The organism is Stenotrophomonas sp. SRS1 (assembly GCF_026130205.1).
Lineage (GTDB): Bacteria > Pseudomonadota > Gammaproteobacteria > Xanthomonadales > Xanthomonadaceae > Stenotrophomonas > Stenotrophomonas rhizophila_B.
In genome coordinates this window covers 640,367-659,057 of the sequence record NZ_JAINFD010000002.1, presented here as the reverse complement: position 1 = coordinate 659,057, position 18,691 = coordinate 640,367, and the positions used below count along the sequence as shown (strand labels likewise).

The 18,691-nt window shown below is 66.3% G+C and carries 12 protein-coding genes; 5 read left to right on the top strand and 7 right to left on the bottom strand.

The features are described from left to right. Positions 1-242 precede the first annotated feature (242 nt). Complete coding sequence (locus tag K4043_RS08610; protein WP_265308976.1) at positions 243-2,534, bottom strand: NADP-dependent malic enzyme; 2,292 nt, start codon at positions 2,532-2,534, stop codon at positions 243-245. A 199-nt stretch (positions 2,535-2,733) separates the two neighbouring features. Beyond that, entirely contained in the window at positions 2,734-4,083 is a 1,350-nt protein-coding gene (locus K4043_RS08605) for a dicarboxylate/amino acid:cation symporter (RefSeq protein WP_123730237.1), read from the bottom strand. A 261-nt stretch (positions 4,084-4,344) separates the two neighbouring features. Here K4043_RS08605 and K4043_RS08600 point away from each other — a divergent pair, with 261 nt between their 5' ends. After that, positions 4,345-5,511, top strand: a complete 1,167-nt coding sequence (locus tag K4043_RS08600) for a porin (protein ID WP_265308975.1) — start codon at positions 4,345-4,347, stop codon at positions 5,509-5,511. Between the two features lie 56 nt (positions 5,512-5,567). Continuing rightward, on the top strand, positions 5,568-8,219 hold the full coding sequence (locus K4043_RS08595) for a PAS-domain containing protein (RefSeq protein ID WP_265308974.1): 2,652 nt from the start codon (positions 5,568-5,570) through the stop codon (positions 8,217-8,219). Positions 8,220-8,229: 10 nt separating this feature from the next. On the opposite strand, the gene K4043_RS08590 is transcribed toward K4043_RS08595, so the two are convergent. The 4 genes from K4043_RS08590 to K4043_RS08575 all read right to left on the bottom strand — a co-directional run bounded on the left by K4043_RS08590 (position 8,230) and on the right by K4043_RS08575 (position 12,144). Then, complete coding sequence (locus tag K4043_RS08590) at positions 8,230-8,880, bottom strand: response regulator transcription factor (RefSeq protein ID WP_123730234.1); 651 nt, start codon at positions 8,878-8,880, stop codon at positions 8,230-8,232. Positions 8,881-9,018: 138 nt separating this feature from the next. Further along, positions 9,019-10,053, bottom strand: coding sequence for an ABC transporter substrate-binding protein (locus tag K4043_RS08585; protein ID WP_260232280.1), 1,035 nt, complete (start codon positions 10,051-10,053; stop codon positions 9,019-9,021). Positions 10,054-10,073: 20 nt separating this feature from the next. Further along, a complete protein-coding gene (locus tag K4043_RS08580; RefSeq protein ID WP_123730232.1) occupies positions 10,074-11,456 on the bottom strand; it encodes a sensor histidine kinase in 1,383 nt (460 codons plus the stop codon). Then, a complete protein-coding gene (locus tag K4043_RS08575) occupies positions 11,446-12,144 on the bottom strand; it encodes a response regulator transcription factor (RefSeq protein WP_123730231.1) in 699 nt (232 codons plus the stop codon). Before K4043_RS08575 ends, K4043_RS08580 begins: the two co-directional genes overlap by 11 nt. Before the next feature lie 156 nt (positions 12,145-12,300). Between K4043_RS08575 and K4043_RS08570 the strand changes: the two genes are divergently transcribed. Genes K4043_RS08570 through phbB form a run of 3 tightly spaced genes read left to right on the top strand, consistent with a single transcriptional unit; the run spans position 12,301 to position 15,617 of the window. Next, complete coding sequence (locus K4043_RS08570) at positions 12,301-13,482, top strand: porin (RefSeq protein ID WP_265308971.1); 1,182 nt, start codon at positions 12,301-12,303, stop codon at positions 13,480-13,482. 40 nt (positions 13,483-13,522) lie between these two features. Beyond that, positions 13,523-14,851, top strand: a complete 1,329-nt coding sequence (locus tag K4043_RS08565) for a CitMHS family transporter (protein ID WP_070473693.1) — start codon at positions 13,523-13,525, stop codon at positions 14,849-14,851. 25 nt (positions 14,852-14,876) lie between these two features. Beyond that, entirely contained in the window at positions 14,877-15,617 is a 741-nt protein-coding gene (phbB, locus tag K4043_RS08560) for an acetoacetyl-CoA reductase (protein WP_123730229.1), read from the top strand. A 728-nt stretch (positions 15,618-16,345) separates the two neighbouring features. Here the strand turns inward: phbB and K4043_RS08555 are convergent. Then, complete coding sequence (locus tag K4043_RS08555) at positions 16,346-18,637, bottom strand: TonB-dependent receptor (RefSeq protein WP_265308970.1); 2,292 nt, start codon at positions 18,635-18,637, stop codon at positions 16,346-16,348. Between the last annotated feature and the right edge of the window lie 54 nt (positions 18,638-18,691).

Sequence of the window (18,691 nt, the reverse complement as noted above, 5' to 3'; positions counted from 1 at the left end):
GCGACGCCCCCACCGGAGCGCCGCCACGGCCGGGCCGCGTGGGGGTATTGGGCGCTTGGGACGTTGCAGAGCCATGACGTCTGTGCGGCGCGTGTGTGGCAGATGCACATGCCACAACGACCGCAGGCCAAAGGCAAAAAGGATGCCTGCCGACCAACGGTCGGCAGCTACCGGTTTCGCTGCGCGAAACGAGAACGCGCCCCGAAGGGCGCGTTCTGGCAACCGAGAGGGGAAAGAACGCCTTACGCGTTCTTCTCCGCCTCCAGTTGCTTGCGGATCTGCGCATCCACGGCCGCGATGGCGGTCATGTTGAGCACGCGGCGCGAGGTCGCGCTGGTGGTCAGGATATGCACCGGCTTGGCCACGCCCATCAGGATCGGGCCGATCGCCACGCCGTCGGTGAACACGCGCACCAGGTTGTAGGCGATGTTGGCCGCTTCCAGGTTGGGCAGCACGAACAGGTTGGCACGGCCCTTCAGCGTGCTGTTGGGCAGCAGCTTCTGGCGCAGGGCTTCATCCCACGCGGTATCCCCCTGCATTTCGCCATCCACGTTCAAGCGCGGGTTGCGCTTGAGCAGCATCTCGCGGACCGCCCGCATCTTCAGCGCGTCCTTGGAGTCGTGGCTGCCGAAGTTGGAGTGCGACAGCAGCGCCACCTTCGGTTCGATGCCGAACAGCTTCATGCGGTAAGCCGCCTGCAGCGTCGCTTCGGTGATCTGCTCGGCGGTCGGGTCTTCCTGCACGTGGGTATCCACGAAGAAGAACACGCCCTGCTGGTTGATCACGCCGGTCATCGCCGAGGTGGAGGTCACCTTGGCTTCCAGCGGCAGCACGCTGCGCACATAGCCGAGCTTCTTGTGGAAGCGGCCGACCACGCCGGTCAGCATCGCATCGGCTTCGCCACGCGCCACCATCACGGCGGCGATCAGGGTCGGCCGCGAGCGCATCAGGTTCTTGGCGGCGGCCACGGTCACACCGCGACGGCCGGTGAGGTTGTGGTAGTACTGCCAGTACTCGTTGAAGCGCGGATCATCGTTGATGTTGGTGATGTCGAAATCGACACCGGCCTTCATGCGCAGGCCGAGGCGCTCGACACGGGCCTCGATCACGTCCGGGCGGCCGATCAGGATCGGCTGCGCCAGGCCTTCATCGACCACGTTCTGCACCGCGCGCAGCACCACTTCTTCCTCGCCTTCGGCGTACACCACGCGCTGCTTGTCCGACCGCGCGCGGTCGTAGACCGGCTTCATCATCAGGCTGGTGCGGTAGACGAACTGGGCCAGCTTCTCGCGGTAGGCGCCCATATCGGCGACCGGACGGGTAGCTACGCCGGAATCCATCGCGGCCTGCGCCACGGCGGCCGACAGCTCCACCAGCAGGCGGCGATCGAACGGACGCGGGATCAGGTAGTCACGACCGAAGCTCGGGGTCTCATCGCCATAGGCCGAGCCCAGGTCGCTGGCCTCGCGGCGTGCCATCGCGGCGATCGCGTGCACGCAGGCGATCTTCATTTCTTCGTTGATCGCCGTCGCGCCGACGTCCAGCGCACCGCGGAACAGGTACGGGAAGCACAGCACGTTGTTGATCTGGTTCGGGTAGTCCGAACGACCGGTACCGATCAGCGCGTCCGGGCGAACCGAACGGGCTACTTCCGGCATGATTTCCGGGGTCGGGTTGGCGAGCGCGAAGATCACCGGATCCTTGGCCATGGTCTTGACCATGTCCGCGGTCAGGATGCCTGGCGCCGACAGGCCCAGGAAGATATCCGCACCATCGACGATCTCGGCCAGCGTGCGCTTGTCGGTATCACGCGCATAGCGCGCCTTTTCCGGGTCCAGATCGGTGCGACCGGTGTGGATCACGCCGTCGCGGTCGAAGGCCAGGATGTTCTCTTTCTTCAGGCCCAGCGAGACCAGCATGTTGACGCAGGAAATACCCGCCGCGCCCATGCCGGTGGTGGCCAGCTTCACCTCTTCGATCTTCTTGCCGGTCACGAGCATGGCGTTGAGCACGGCAGCGCCGACGATGATCGCGGTGCCGTGCTGGTCGTCATGGAACACCGGGATGTTCATCCGCTCGCGCAGTTTGCGCTCCACGATGAAACACTCCGGCGCCTTGATGTCTTCCAGGTTGATGCCACCGAAGGTCGGTTCCAGCGAAGCGATGATGTCGACCAGCTTGTCCGGGTCGTTTTCATCGATCTCGATGTCGAAGACATCGATGCCGGCGAACTTCTGGAACAGCACGCCCTTGCCTTCCATCACCGGCTTGCCGGCCAGCGGGCCGATGTTGCCCAGGCCCAGCACGGCGGTGCCGTTGGAAATGACGGCAACCAGATTGCCGCGGGCGGTCAGTTCACTGGCCTGCTGCGGATCGGCCATGATCGCTTCGCAGGCGTGTGCCACGCCCGGCGAATACGCCAACGACAGATCACGCTGGGTCAGCATCGGCTTGGTCGCTGCGACGCGGATCTTGCCCGGCGGCGACATGCGGTGGTAATCGAGAGCAGCCTGTTTGAAATCTTCGTTGGACATCGCTTTCTGCAGATGAATGGGCGAGAGGAACAGGGGATCATACCCCCGTTGGCGTGGACGGACCTGTCGCTACGCTGTCGCGGCGATGTTGCAACCGCACATATTCCAGCACCGCGCACCGGGCCTTGAAAACAAAACATGGCCGTGCCGCCCCGGCAGGAACGGCACGACCATGCACCACACAATCAGGGCATCGGGCTCAGTGCGCCGGGGCCGGCAGCGCGTCCGGCAGGTCGGCCACGACCAGCGGCGGCAACTCGGCTTCGCGGCCGTCCAGCACCATCGCCAGGCGGTCGCGATCCAGCGCGTTTTCCCAGCGCGAGACCACCACGGTGGCCACCGCATTGCCGATGAAGTTGGTCAGCGAGCGGCATTCGCTCATGAAGCGGTCCACGCCCAGGATCAGCGCCATGCCGGCCACCGGCACTTCCGGCACCACCGCCAGGGTCGCGGCCAGGGTGATGAAGCCGGCACCGGTGACACCGGCGGCGCCCTTGGAGCTGAGCATCGCCACCAGCAGCAGGGCGATCTGATGGCCCAGGGTCAGTTCGGTGTTGGTCGCCTGGGCGATGAACAGCGCCGCCAGGGTCATGTAGATGTTGGTGCCGTCCAGGTTGAACGAGTAGCCGGTCGGGACCACCAGGCCCACCACGGACTTGCTGCAGCCGGCCTTTTCCATCTTCTCCATCAGCGAGGGCAGCGCCGATTCCGAGGAGGAGGTGCCCAGCACCAGCAGCAGTTCGGCCTTGAGGTAACGGGCCAGCTTGAACACCGAGAAGCCGCACAGGCGGCACACCACACCCAGGATCACCGCCACGAACAGGAAGGCGGTCAGGTAGAACGAGCCGACCAGCCAGGCCAGGTTGACCAGCGAGCCGACCCCGTACTTGCCGATGGTGAAGGCGATCGCACCGAACGCGCCGATCGGGGCCGCCTTCATCAGGATGTGGACCAGGCGGAACACCGGGGCGGTCAGCGCCTCCAGGAAGGTCAGCACCGGACGACCCTTGGCGCCGGTCAGGGCCAGCGCGATGCCGAACAGCACCGCCACGAACAGCACCTGCAGGATGTTGCCTTCGACGAAGGCGCTGACCAGGGTGGCCGGGATGATGTCCAGCGCGAAGCCGACCAGGGTCAGCTCATGCGACTTCTGCACATAGCCGTTGACCGCGGTCTGGTCCAGATCGGCCGGGTTGATGTTCATCCCCGCGCCCGGCTGCACCACGTGCGCCACCACCATGCCCACGATCAGGGCCAGCGTGGAGAAGAACAGGAAGTAAGCCATCGATTTGGCGAAGACCCGGCCCACGGTGCGCAGGTGGGTCATGCCGGCGATACCGGTGACGATGGTCAGGAAGATCACCGGGGCGATGATCATCTTCACCAGCTTGATGAAGGCATCGCCCAGCGGCTTGAGCGATTCGGCGAAGGCCGGCTCGTAATGGCCGAGGATGGCACCGAGAACGATCGCCACCACCACCTGGAAATACAGTTGGCGGTAGAACGGCAGCGGCTTGGCTGCCAGCGGGGCGGTGGTGGGAACGTGCATGGGAAGCTCCGGCAGTGTCACGAAGGATGCCGGCCGCGCTGGGCGGCATCTGGCGTGGCCTTTTTACGCCCGCATCGGGCCAACGCAGATAACCTATTGGTACTAGCCCCCCGGTTCAGCTGACCGCACTGCCTACACTGGCCCGGCACCGCGCCCCCACGGCGGCGGGTGGCCCTGCGGCGGATCAAGGGTAAAATTCCCAAAGATTTGCCGTTCGCGGCCGTTGTTGTTCTGCCCCACTCTTACTTGCAGCTACCGCCCATGCGCTCTACACCCCTGTTCATTGCCCTGGCCCTGGCCACCGCCCCGCTCGCCGCCACCGCGGCCGACTGGGACAACTGGCCGACCAAGGCCACCTTCAGCGATGGCACCGAACTGGCCGCCACCGCCAACATCGCCTACGACCTGAACGACTTCTCCGGCAACAGCGGCATTGAAGATGGCGATGCCGTGCGCCGCAAGGAATTCGGCGCGACCCTGAAGAAGAAGGGCGTGTATGACGCCATGGTCTATTACGACTTCCAGTCCGATACCTGGCTGGACGTCTTCGTCCGCTTCGAAAGCAAGGCCTTCTTCGGCAGCGACATCGGGCGCTTCCGCTTCGGCTACATGAAGACCCCGGTCGGCCTGGACGCGGGCACCTCCTCGCGCGCCGGCAGCTTCCTGGAGACCGCCCTGCCCGTGCAGGCGTTCTACGAAGGCCGCCGCACCGGTGCCGAATGGGTGCTGGAGCGCCCGCAGTACCTGCTGCAGGCCGGTGCCTACGGCGGCAAGGATCTGCAGGGTGACAATCCCGGCACCACCCAGGCCGTGCGTGCGGTGTGGACCCCGGTCAAGGCCGCAGGCGACGTGATCCACCTGGGTCTGGCCTATTCGCAGGAAAACCCGCGCGGTTACCGCGATGGTCGCGATGTCTCGCACCCGGCCAGCGCCCGCCTGCGCGCGCGCCCGGAAGCCGGCCTGACCGATATCCGCCTGGTCGACTCCGGTGCATTGACCACCGCCGACAAGATCGTCCGTACCGGTCTGGAAGGCATCTGGATCCGCGGTCCGTTCTCGCTGCAGGGCGAAGCGCTGCAGACCACGGTCAGCCGTGATGGCAAGCCGGATTACACCGGCAATGGCCAGTACGCGATGGCGAGCTGGATCCTGACCGGCGAATCGCGCCCGTACAACGCCGGTGCCGTGGCCAACGTGAAGCCGGCCCACAGCTACGGCGCGGTCGAGTTGGTGACCCGTTACAGCCGTATCGATCTGGATGACGCCGATGTGTTTGGCGGCCGTCAGCACGACTGGACCCTGGGTGCCAACTGGTACCTGACCTCGCACTTCAAGTTCCAGGCGAACTACGTGAAGGTCGACGCCAGCCGTCGTGGCGTCCGCAGCCAGCCGGAAATCTTCGAACTGCGCGCTCAGATGCACTTCTGATCCCGCCCGGCGGACGCGTTGACGCGCGTCCGCCGTGTCCTGCCTAGACTGACGGCATGTACCGCGTCTCCCGCTATCGCCCCTGGCTGCTGATCATCGCCCTGATGCTCGGCGGCACGGTGCTGTGCGCGCTGCTGGCCGGGCGCTATGCACAGCAGCGGGCGCTGGATGACGAAAGCCTGCAGGTCCGGCGCCAGCTGGGCCTGTACGCGCAGACCCTGCAGCAGCGGATCGATCGCTTCGGCACCTTGCCGCAGGTGCTGGCGCTGGATCCGGACCTGCACCAGGCCGTGTCCCACCCGCTCACCGCCGCAGAACGCCAGCGGCTGAATCTCAAACTGGCCCAGGCCAACAATGTCACCCGCGCCTCGACCCTGACGCTGATCGACAAGCACGGCATCGCCGTGGCGGCCAGCAACTGGGACCAGCCGACCACCAACGTCGGCGAGGACTACAGCTACCGCCCCTATTTCCAGCAGGCGATGGCGCACGGCAGCGGGCACTTCTACGGCATCGGCATGACCACTGCCGTGCCCGGCTACTTCCTTTCCCAGGCGATCTACGACGAACGCGGCGCCGTGCTGGGTGTGATCGCGATCAAGATCGAACTGCGCGCGCTGGAGCAGGAGTGGCTGCAGAGCCCGGACATCGTGCTCGCCACCGATGCGCATGACGTGGTGTTCCTGGCCAACGGTGATGCGTGGCGCTACCGCCTGCTGCGCCCACTCGGTCCACAGGAACGCAACGAGATGCTGGCCACCCGCCAGTACGCGGATCGGTCGCTGCAGCCCTTGGAGGCGCGCGTCCTGGAGCTGCTCGCCGATGGCGGGCGTATGGTCCGCATCGAGCAGCCCGCGCTGCCACGGCCGGTGTTGTGGCAGACCCTGGCGCTGAGCGAGCCGCAGTGGAAGCTGCACCTGCTGCACGATGCCAGCGCCAGCACGGCGGTCGGCCGCAGCGCCGCGCTGGCCGCCGGCGGCATCTGGCTGGCGCTGTGTTTCCTGGGCCTGTTCGTGCAGCAGCGTCGGCGCCTGGCGGCCCACCGGCAGCGCAGCCGGCGCGAGCTGGAGAGCGTGCTCAAGCAGCACGCGCAGGAGCTGCGCACCGCCCAGGACGGCGTGCTGCAGGCCGCCCAGCAGGCCGACAGCGGCCTCAGCCGCAGCCTGGCGCACCTGCCGCAGGGCGTGGTGGTGATCGACAACGAGCAGAAGCTGGTGGCGTGGAACGCCCGCTATCTGGAGCTGTTCCGCTTCCCGACCGGGCTGATCCGGGTGGGTCGTCCGATCGAAGAGATCTTCCACTTCAACGCGCGCCGCGGCCTGCTCGGCCCCGGCCCGATCGACGAAGCCATCGAGCGCCGCCTGAACCACCTGCGCAGCGGCCGCCCGCACATGCGCGAGAGCGAGAAAGACGACGGCACCGTGCTGGAGATCCGCGGCAATCCGCTGCCCGACGGCGGTTTCGTCACCAGCTACGCCGATATCACCGCCTACAAGAACACCGCTCGCGAGCTGCGCTCGCTCGCCGATGCGCTGGAGCATCGCGTCGCCGAGCGCACCCGCGATCTGGATGAAGCGCGCCGTGAAGCCGAGCGGGCCAACCGCTACAAATCGCGCTTCGTGGCCTCGGCCGTGCACGACCTGCTGCAGCCGTTGAACGCTGCGCGGATGTTCGTCTCGGTGCTGCGCGGCAAACTGCAGGGCGATGCCCGCGAGCTCAGCGAACATGTGGACGCTGCGCTGGCCGCGCAGGACGCCATCCTCAACAGCCTGCTGGACATCTCCCGACTCGAATCAGGCGCACTGAAGACGCATGTGCGCGCCTTCGCGCTGTCGCCGCTGCTGGAAACCCTTGCCCGTGAGTTCGGCCTGGCCGCCGACAGCCGTGGCCTGCAGCTGCGCTGGGTGGACACGCGCGCGGTGGTAGTCAGCGATGAGGCCCTGCTGCGCCGGATCCTGCAGAACTTCCTGTCCAACGCACTGCGTTACACCCCGCGCGGCCGCGTGCTGATCGGCTGCCGCCGCGACGGCGGTCAGCTGCGCATCGAGGTGCACGACCAGGGACCCGGTATACCGGAGAGCCTGCAGGGTGAGATTTTCGAAGAGTTCCGGCGCCTCGACGACGGCGTGGACCAGGAACGTGGTGCCGGGCTGGGCCTGGCGATCGTGGAGCGGATCGGCCGCCTGCTTGGCCACCCGATCCGGCTGCGTTCGACGCTGGGGCGTGGCAGCGTGTTTTCAGTGAGTCTGCCCCTGGGTGAGGCCGCGGACGTGGTGATCGCGCCGGCGCCCGCGGTCGCCCCGGTGGTCGATAGCGGCGATGACAGCCCGTTGCACCACTGCCGGGTCTGGAGCATCGACGACGACCCGCGTGTCTGCGCCGCCACCCGGGCGCTGCTGGAGCGCTGGGGCTGTGTGGTGGAACTGGCCGATGGCCCGCAGGCCGCGCTGGAGATCGCCTCGGCCTTCAACGTGCCCAGGCTTCTGCTGCTGGACGTGCGCATGGGCCAGTGGCACGGCCCGGATCTGTACGAACACCTGTGCGGCCTGTGGCATGCGCGCCCGCCGGTGATCCTCGTCACCGCAGAGCGCGATGACGCGTTGAAGGCCCACGCTGCGGAGAACGGCTGGGGCTTTCTGTCCAAGCCGGTGCGCCCGCCCGCGCTGCGGGCCCTGATGACACAGCTGCTGCTACGCCACCGCAGCTGAGACCGTGCCGCTAGACGCCGGCGCCCGCATCGCCTTCCGGCTCCAGCGCTTTGACCAGCACCGCCGCCTGTGTGCGGCTGTGGCATTCCAGCTTCTTCAGGATCGCGGTGACGTGCACCTTCACCGTGTTCTCGGCCAGGCCCAGTTCGTAGGCGATCTGCTTGTTGAGCAGGCCATCGGCCAGGCACAACAGCACCCGGAACTGCTGCGGAGTGAGCTGCGCCAGGCGCGTGGCCAGCAGCGCATCGGATTCGGAGCGTTCGGCCGCCATCGCCGGGAACCAGACCCCACCATCGAGCACCGCGGCCACCGCCTGGCCGAGGGTTTCGGCCGGCGCGGATTTGGGAATGAAACCTGCCGCGCCGAACTGCTGCGCACGCCGGATCACCCGCGGGTGATCGTTGGAGGACACGATCACCACCGGCACATCCGGATGCGCGCCGCGCACATGCAACAACGAGGAGAACCCGCGTGCACCGGGCATGGTCAGATCGAGCAGGACCAGCTCGATCTCCGCATGCTGGTCCAGCGCGCTCTCCAGCGTGGCGGCGCTGGCCACTTCGATCACAGTGACCTGCGGCAGCGCCTGGCGCAGCGAATGCACGACCGCAGCACGCAGCAGGGGATGGTCGTCGGCGACCAGAACGGTGATGTCACTCATGCGGGCCATTGTAATGAGGTTGACGGCCAGCGGCCGTCACTACCGGCATCCCTGCGGCGTAGCGGACCCAACCTGCCGATACACGTTGAGTGTCTGGAGAAGAGCCCCCTTCGTGTTGAAGGGGGCGCGCCAACGGCCTCACCGTCCCTGCTGCATGCTGCCGCGCCATGCCTCCAGGAACTGGCGGCGCTTGAGCGCGTCCAGATACACCAGCAGGCCCGGGCCGAGCTGGATGGGGCGATAACTGCGCTCGGGCGAGGCGCCCCGGCGCTGGCCCGCCGCCGGCAGGATCGGCATCAAACGCGCTTCGCGGGAGAGCACCTGTTGCCCACGGGGCGACAGCAGGTAATCCAGGAACCGGCGGGCCTCCTCAGGGTGCTTTCCGCCGCGCGGGATCACCGCGGTACGCAGCATCACCAGCGTGTAGTCCTCCGGCTCGATGATGCCCAGCGGCGCGCCGGCATCGATGCGTGCCTGCGCGTAGGAGCCCAGCACGTTGTAGACCAGCGAGAGCTGGCCGCTGCTGACCCGGTCTAGCAGCACCCCGGTACGCTCCTCCAGCTGCACCCGGTTGTCTCCCAGCGCGCCCAGCAGCGCGCCGGCCATGCTGCCGCGCTGGCCATCCTGGGTGGCGAGCAGATACCCGACGCTGCTGCGTTGGACATCGTAAGTGCCGACCCGACCCAGCAGCGGCGCATCCGGCGCGCGCAGCAGCTCCAGCAGTTGGCGACGGGTATGTGGCACGCGCGACGCGGGCAGCGTGCGCGTGTTGTAGACCATCGCGACCGGCTCATAGCTGATGCCGAATGCCTCGTGCCGCCACTGCGCCCAGGCGGGCAACGCATCGGTCTGCGCCGAGCGATGCGCCAGCGCGTGGCCATCGTTGACCAGCTTGGCCTGCAGGTCCATGCCACTGCTGATCAGCATGTCCGGTGCGGCCGCGCCGCTGCGGTCACGCAGGTAACGCGCGTACATGTCCTGGGTGATGATGTCTTCGTAGATCACCTCCGTGCCGGGATGCAGCCGCTGGTAGTCGGCAATGACCGTGCCGAACACTTCGATGTCCGTCGAGCCGTGGATGCGCAGCTGCGCGGTCGGCGCGCCTTGCGCGGGGAAGCGCTGCACGTCCCCGGGATCGGCATAAGCCGTGGTGGCGAACAGCGACATCAACATCAACAGGCCCTGCCAGCGTTTCATGCGTATCTCCTCGGCAGCCGGATGGTGGCGATGAGGCCACCGTCGACCCGGTTGGACAGGTCGATATGGCCGCCATGGCTGTCGACCACGCGTTTGACGATCGCCAGGCCGAGCCCGGCGCCGCCGGCAGCTGCGCCCTCGCCGCGCGCGAAGCGCTCGAAGACCCGCTCCGCATCGGCGGGCGCGATCCCAGGGCCATGGTCGGCGATGGTCAGCACGCAGTGGCTGTCATCCGTGGTCAACGCGAGCTGCAACGCGCCGTCGCCACCGTATTTGAGTGCATTGTCGATCAGGTTCTTGATCGCTTCGCGCAGCAGCAGGGCATCCCCGTTGACCCACGCCGGATCGCTGGTCACCGCCAGCTGCACGCGGGGTGCCGGCAATGCCTGTGGCAACGCCTCGTGCAGGCCCTGGTGCACGATCTCGGCCAGATCGACCAGCGCAAAGCGCTGCAGGTTGGCGCGGTGAATCACACTGGCATCGCTGAGCAACTGATTGAGCAGACGGCTCATGTGCGTGGCATTGCGCTCGATGGCCTCCAGGCTGCGGCGCATGTCTTCGGGGTCTTCATCATCCAGCGCCAGTTGCGCCTGTGCACGCAGTGCGGCCAGCGGCGTGCGCATCTGATGCGCCGCCTCGGCCATGAACGCGCGCAGAGTTTCATTGCTGGTCGAGAGCCGGCCCATGAAGTGGTTCAAGGCGCCGACCATCTGGTCCATCTCCTGCGGTGTGGTCGCATCCAGCGGCCGCAGATCGGACGGCTCGCGCCGCGAGAGCTCACGTTCGACCCGCACCAGCGGGCGCAGCGCCCGGTGCACGCCGAGCGCGACCAGCGCCAGCGACAACAGCGAGAGCACCACGATCGCGACCAGCGCGCGGGTCACCATGTCCTGCGCCAGCGCTTCGCGCGCCCGCCGGGTCTGCCCGACCTGCACACGCACCTCGGCCTGCGCGGACGGTGATGACACCCGCCGCGACACCACCACGAAGCGCACGGTTTCGCCGCTGTAGGGGGCGTCGAACAGCTGCGGGCGATCGGTCGGCGTGCGCGGTGGCGCCGGCAGATCGTCGTAGCCGGTTACGGTCTGGTTGCGCGCATCGAAGACGCGATAGAACACGCGGTCTTCCGGCGCCATGGCCAGCAGATCGAGCGAGGCATAGGGCAGATCCACCTGCCACTGCGCGTCCACCAGCGCCACCGAATCGATGATCGAGAGCGCCGAGGACACCAGCAGGTGATCGTAGGAGCGATTGGCCGCACGCTGGCCGTAGTCACGCGCGCCAAAGAACAATGCGACCGCGAACAGTGCCATCAACCCCCCCAGATACAGCCACAGCGTGCGCCGGATCGAGGTCGGCGCGCGGGCCTCAGTCACCATCGCGACTGCCCTCGCCCGCCGCATCGTGCGCCTCCAGCAGATAGCCGCTGCCGCGCACGGTCACGATGCGCAGCGGTGCATCAGCCAACTTGCGGCGCAGGCGCCCGACATACAGCTCGATCGCGTTGGGACCGGCCTCATCATCGAAGCCGAACAGGCCGTTGCCGATCTCGTCCTTGCCCACCACGTGTCCGAGCCGACCCATCAGGATCTCCAGCAGACGGTACTCGCGGTTGGGCAGCTCGATCGGCTGGCCATCCAGGCTGACCCGGTGCGCGGCGTTGTCGAACTGGAACCCACCGATCTGCACCACCTCGCTGGCCTGGCCACGCGTCCGCCGCAAGAGCACACGGCAGCGCGCCTCGAACTCGCGGAAATCGAACGGCTTGCCCAGGTAATCATCGGCACCGACATCCAACGCCTGCACACGGTCTTCGATCCCGTCACGTGCGGTCAGCATCAGCACCGGCGTGCTGTCACCGCGCTCGCGCATGCCGGCCAGCACGCGCAGCCCATCCAGTTTGGGCAGGCCGATATCGAGCACGACCAGATCGAACGACTGGTAGCGCAGCACGCTCGCCGCGGCCAGCCCGTCGCTCTGCCAATCCACGGCATGCCCACTGCGGCGCATGCGGCGGACGATCGCGTCGGCCAGGTCCGGGTTGTCTTCCACCAGCAGGATGCGCATCGGTCGGGATCGGGAAAGGTGCACGAATGCTAGCGCGTGCAGCCGCATCCGTGCGCTCCGCTGCGGTGCAGCAATGACTGACAGGTGGATGACAGCATCCCGGCACTAGGCTGCGCCATCGCGTCACCCCCGAACATCCGGTACCTGGGAGGGTCCATGGAACTGAACGCATTGCGCTGGTGCCTGCCTGCGGCCTGCACGCTGTTGCTGGCCGCGCCGGCCTGGGCCGCCGACGACACCGAGGATGACCGCCCGGTCACCGCCAGCCTTGGCGGCCGCCTGCATCTGGATTTCGCCGACTTCCACAATGACAGCCGCGGCACCCCGAACAAGGACGACACCGAGATCCGTCGCGCATGGCTTGACGTATCCGGCAAGTTCTTCGTGGTCGACTACAAGCTGGAAGCGGATTTCTCCGGCGACCGTGTCGAGGCCAAGGATGTGTTCGTCAGCCGCAGCTTCGGCGATGCCGGCAAGCTTACCGTGGGCCAGTTCAAGCAGTTCTTCTCGCTGGATGACCGCACCAGTTCCAACTACGGCACCTTCCTGGAGCGCGGCAATGCCGGCACCACGCTGGCGCCGCTGTATCGCCTCGGCGCCTCCTGGCAGGCCGCACGCGGCGACATGACCTGGGCCGCCAGCGCCTACAGCCTGGAGAGCATCGACGCGTGGCAGGTCAAGGGTCGCGCCGCCGGCGGCCGCGCGACCTGGGCCCCGGGCGCCACCGCCGGTGATGTGCTGCACCTGGGCGTGTCGCTGGCGCATGAGCGCTACGACAACCCTGGCGCCGACGGCGTGCCTGCCCTGCGCATCCGCCCGCGCCCGGCCGGCCATCTCTCCGACAACAGCCGCCTGACCCTGGTCGATTTCTCGGCCGGGCGCGACACCGACGTCAACAAGTGGTCGCTGGAGTACGCGCAGGTGCGCGGCCCGCTGTCGTGGCAGGGCGAGTTCAGCGGCGCCACCTTCGACGACGGCAGCCAGCGCGGCAAAGTGCTGGCCGGCTATGGCCTGGTCAGCTGGTTCGTCACCGGCGAGTCGCGCGTGTATGACCGCAAGACCGGGCGCTTCGGCCGGGTCAAGGATTTCCAGCACGCCGCCGGCGCGTTCGAACTGGCACTGCGCTATGACCAGATGCGCGGCGACCAGCACCTGATCGGGCAGCCCGACCTGCGCGACGGCCAGACCGAGGCGTGGACGCTGGGTGGCAACTGGTACATGCGCCCGAACCTGCGCTTCATGCTCAACCTGATCGAAAGCCGCAACCGCGACCGCCTGGCCGACGCCACCGTGGACCGCACACGCGCGGTCACCGGCCGCCTGCAGTACGACTTCTGATGCCTACTTCCCGCACCGTTTCTTCTGGAGAATGCAGATGATGCTGAGCATCCTCGGCTTTGGCATGGTCATTACATTCATGTATTTGATCATGAGCAAGCGGCTCTCGCCGCTGGTCGCCCTCATCACCATTCCGATCCTGTTCGCGCTGATCGGCGGCTTCGCGGCCGGCATCGACGACATGATGCTGGAAGGCATCAAGAAGATCGCGCCGACCGGCGTGATGTTGATGTTCGCCATCCTGTACTTCGGGGTGATGATCGATGCGGGCCTGTTCGATCCGCTGGTGCGGATCATCCTGCGCTTCGTCAAGGGCGACCCGATGAAGATCGTGCTCGGCACCGCCATCCTGGCGATGCTGATCTCGCTCGACGGCGATGGCTCGACCACCTACATGATCACCGTGTCGGCGATGCTGCCGTTGTATCAGCGCCTGGGCATGAACGCGTTGAACATGACCTGCGTGACCATCCTCGCCGGCGGCGTGATGAACCTCACCCCGTGGGGTGGCCCGACCGCCCGCGCCGCCACCGCGCTGCACGTGGACCCGGCCGACGTGTTCGTGCCGCTGATCCCCTCGATGGTGATCGCCTGCGCCGGCGTACTGGTGCTGGCCTGGTACCTGGGCATGAAGGAGCGCCGTCGCCTTGGCGTGGTGACACTGCCGCAGGGCGGCAGCTGGATGGACAACAGCGTCTCCGATGATGGCAACACCCTGCCGACCGTGGAAGACGCCGAAGACACCAAGCGCCCGAAGCTGCTGTGGGTCAACCTGGGCCTGACCATCGCCCTGATGACCGCGCTGATCCTGGGTGTGCTGCCGATGCCGGTGCTGTTCATGGTCGGCTTCGCGATCGCCCTGGTGATCAACTACCCCAACCTGGCCGAGCAGCGCCGCCGCGTGGTCAACCATGCCGGCAACGTGCTCTCCGTGGTCTCGCTGATCTTCGCGGCCGGCATCTTCACCGGCATCCTCAACAACACCGGCATGGTCGAGGCGATGTCGCACAGCTTCCTGGCGATCATTCCCGACAGCTGGGGCCCGTACCTGGCGGTGATCACCGCGCTGGCCTCGATGCCGTTCACCTTCTTCATGTCCAACGATGCTTTTTACTTCGGCGTCCTTCCGATCCTGTCCGAAGCGGCCGGCAACTACGGCATCACGCCGGTGGAGATGGCGCGCGCCTCGCTGGCCGGCCAGCCGGTGCATCTGCTCAGCCCGCTGGTGCCCTCGACCTACCTGCTGGTCGGCCTGGCCAAGGTGGAGTTCGCCGATCACCAGAAGTTCACCCTGAAGTGGGCCATCGCCATTTCGATGCTGCTGATGTTCGGTGGGCTGCTGTTCGGCCTGTATCCGCTTGCGTCCTGATCCGCCTACCAAGGAGCGTTCCGCCATGACTCTTCGCATCGCTTACGTCACCAGTGCCATGGGCAGTGTCGGCACTGCCATCTGCCAGAAGCTGGCCCGCAACGGTCACACCGTGGTCGCCGGCTGCGCCCCCAATTCACCGCGCAAGGCTGCCTGGATGCGCGAGCAGCGCGAACTGGGCTTCGATTTCATCGCCTCGGAAGGCAATGCCGCGGACTGGGCGTCGACGGTGGCCGCGTTCGCCAAGGTGAAGGCCGAGGTCGGCGAGATCGATGTGCTGGTCAACAATGCCGGCGGCAGCCGCGATGTGCTGTTCCGGCAGATGAGTCCGGACGATTGGAACGCGGTGATGGGTTCGAACCTGCATGCGCTGTTCAACATCACCAAGCAGGTGATCGATGGCATGAGTACGCGGGGCTGGGGCCGGATCGTGAACATCGGCTCGGTGAGTGCGCACAAGGGCCAGATCGGCCAGGTGAATTTCGCGACGGCGAAGGCGGCGATGCATGGTTTCAGCCGGGCGTTGGCCAATGAGGTGGCGACGCGGGGTGTGACGGTGAATACGATTTCGCCGGGCTATATCGCGAGTCAGTCGATCAGCAGTTTTCCGCCGGATGTGTTGGATCGTCTGGCAGGTTCGGTGCCGATCCGGCGGTTGGGCAAGCCGGAGGAGGTGGCGAGTCTGTGTGCGTGGTTGGCATCCGATGATGCGGCGTATGTGACGGGTGCGGATTATGCGGTGAATGGTGGTCTGCACATGTTCTGATGATTTTGCGCATCCCACGTGATGCGTGGCCTCCCCCACGAGGTGTGCCGCGATGCTGGTTGGCATCGCGGCTTTTTTTCTTTTGCTTCCGTGGTTTCGGGAACGTTGGGCTATTTGCAATGGCAACCGCAACTGCAACTCCAACTGCAACGGCGGGGCAAAAGCCGGACTGCAGGCCCGTGTCGCGCTGGGCAGGCACGGGTGGGTTGGCGGGACCCGCTGCAAGTACGTCCATGTAAGCTCGTGTGTTGCCATCCATGGCAACACACGGTCCCGCCAACCCACCCGTGCCTACCCTCTGACAGTGAGCTGGTGCGCCACCTGATGCTCCGTTGCATTGGCTTGGCCTGTTGGCTTGGCCTGTTGGCTTGCTTGTCCTGCTTGGTTCGATTGATCTGCGTGACTTTCTCAGATCGAGTCGCCGCGCCCTGTCCGTCTGCAGCTTGGCTTTACTTCGCCATGGCCACCAGCCAACTGTCGGAGGCGTGGGGTGTGTGGGTTGGCGCGACCGTTGTGCCGCATGGATGCGGCTCACGAGCCCCCATGGATGGGTTTACGGCGCGTCCCGCGAACCCACACACCCCACGCCTGGCCCAGTCATCTGCGAAGCTCTGCGCTCTAGGCGTTGCGCTGTTGGCGTTGCGCTGTTGGCGTTGCGCCCTTGCATCTGCACAAAGCAAAGCCACCGACCAACGGTCGGTGGCTACCCTTGCCCAAGCAAGCGGAGATCAGAACTCCGCAGCCACCGTCATGAACACCTGGCGCGGCGCACTGGCATGGATCGCATAGCGCGTGCCGGTCGGATCCGTCGGCGCGAACGAACTCAGCTGGCCGGCATACCGCTTGTTGGTCAGGTTGGTCGCATTGAGCGACACCTTGATATCGCGCAGACCCATGCCCGGCCCGAACGAATACCCCATCCCCGCATCGAACGTCGTCACGCCGGGCACCGACTGATCGTTGGTGTAGGTGTAATAACGCTTGCCCGTGTACTTCGCACGCAGACTCGCGAAGAACCCATCGCGGTTCCAGCTGATCTCACTGGAGGCCATGCGCTCGGGCGTGTCCACCGTGATCTTGCCGGCCACCGGCACGATCGCGCCGCCCGAGGTGTAGTTGTCCTCGTAGGTCGTCTTGTTCCACGAGAGCGCGTTGTACCACTGCAGGCCATCCATCGGCTTGAGGATGAAGGTCAGTTCCGCGCCGCGGCTCTTCACCGAGCCGACGTTGATGAAGCGCGTGATGCACTCCGGGCGCGTGCCTACTTCGATGCTGGTGCAGGGGTTGAGCGAGAGCAGGCGGTTGTCGAAGGTCACGTGATAGGCGGCGATCGAGGCCTGGTACTTTTCACCGAAGGTACGGAAGCCGGCTTCCAGCGTCTTGGACTTCTCCGGTTCCAGCCCGGCGCTGGCCGCAAAGGATTCCGGCGAGACCTGCAGCGGGCCGCCGCTGCCACCGCCGACGAAGGCGGCGATGTTCTCGGAGTACGAGGCGAACACTTCCTGGTTCGGGCTCAGCTTGAAGCCGATGCCGGCCTGCGGCAGTACCGATTCCTTGGCGGTCAGGGTGCCGGAGGCGTAGCTGGCTTCGGTGCCCGGCTTCGCGTTGGCGGTCATGCGGGTGTTCGGGCTCTTGATGCCCACATCCACGGTCAGGCGGTCGTCCAGGAAGCGCATGCGGTCCTGCACGTAGAACTGGCGCGTGCGGATGTCGAAGTCCTGATCGAACAGGCGGCGGTCCGGGTGGTTGAGGTAGCCGTCATCCAGGAACGGGCCGGTGATGTAGTAGAAATTGCGCTCGACGTTGTGGTCGTTGCGTTCGTACCACAGCCCCGCTTCCAATTCGTGGATGCCCCACTGCCAGCTCAACGCGGCGGTGATGCCCTGGCGGTTGATGGTGTAGTTCGTGCTGCGGATGGAGATCGGCAGCATCTCCGGGGTGCCGGGGTTGGACGGCTGGCCCGGTGCCCACCAGTGGCCCTGGCCACGGTTCTCGTGGTGGTAGCCAAGCAGCTTCAGGCGGGCGCTGTCGCCCAGCGCGAGGTCGGCATCCAGCGAGTACAGGTTGTCGTCGCGCAGCGCGCGGCTCTGGTAGTACGCGTCATCGATGCTGTTGACGCCACCGGTGAACGCACACTTCTGTGCGTTGTAGGTGCCGGGTGCGCAGTAGGCGGCGGCAACGGCGCGATCCCAGTCCGGTGCGTAGATGTTCCAGTCCCAGCCGAGGCCACGCGCGAGCATGCTCTTGGACAGGTAAGCGTAGTTGGCCTGGCTCACGCGCGAGGTGGCAGCGAAGGCGCCGAAGCGGTTGTCGCCCACGTTCCAGATCGCCTTGGCATTGAACTGGCGGGTGGTCTGGTTCTGGTTCGGTTCGGCCCACATGTCCGAATCCTGATGCACGCCGGAGACATAGGCCGAGAAGCCGTTGATGTCGCCGGTGTCCACGCGCAGGTAGCCGCGGCGCTGGTTGTCATCGCCGACGGTGACGCTGGCCTTGCCGCCGAACTCGGTGGACGGGTCCTGCGAGAAGTACTGGATGGTGCCGCCGAGGTTGCTGGTCGAGGCAACACCCAGCGAGCCAATGCCCTGGGACAGTTCTGCGCCGGCGAGATTCTCGGCGATCAGCGCACGGGCGATGCTCAGGCCGTTGTAATTGCCGTAGCTGTTGTCGCCCAGCGGAATGCCATCCAGCGTGTAGCCCAGGCGGCTCTTGTCGAAGCCGCGCAGGCTGATCGTCTGCGATTCTTCGTTGGCGCCGAAGGCATCGTTGGACTGCACGGATACACCCGGCAGGCGATCAAGGATCTTCTGGCCGCTGGTGCCCGGCGGCAGCACTTCCTTGTCCACGGCCGTGATGCGCTGCACCTGGCGGGTCTCACCCTGGCCGATCACCGAAACGGTATCCAGGGTCTGCGCGCTGAGCGCGACGTTGGCAGCGGCGGTGGCGTCTACATCGGCAGCGTTGGCAGTGGCGGCGCACAGCGCGAGCGCCACCGCGATCGTCAGGGGTCGGGTAAGCATGGTCGTCCGTTACATGGGGGAAGATGACCTGCGCAATGCAGGTGCATGACCAGC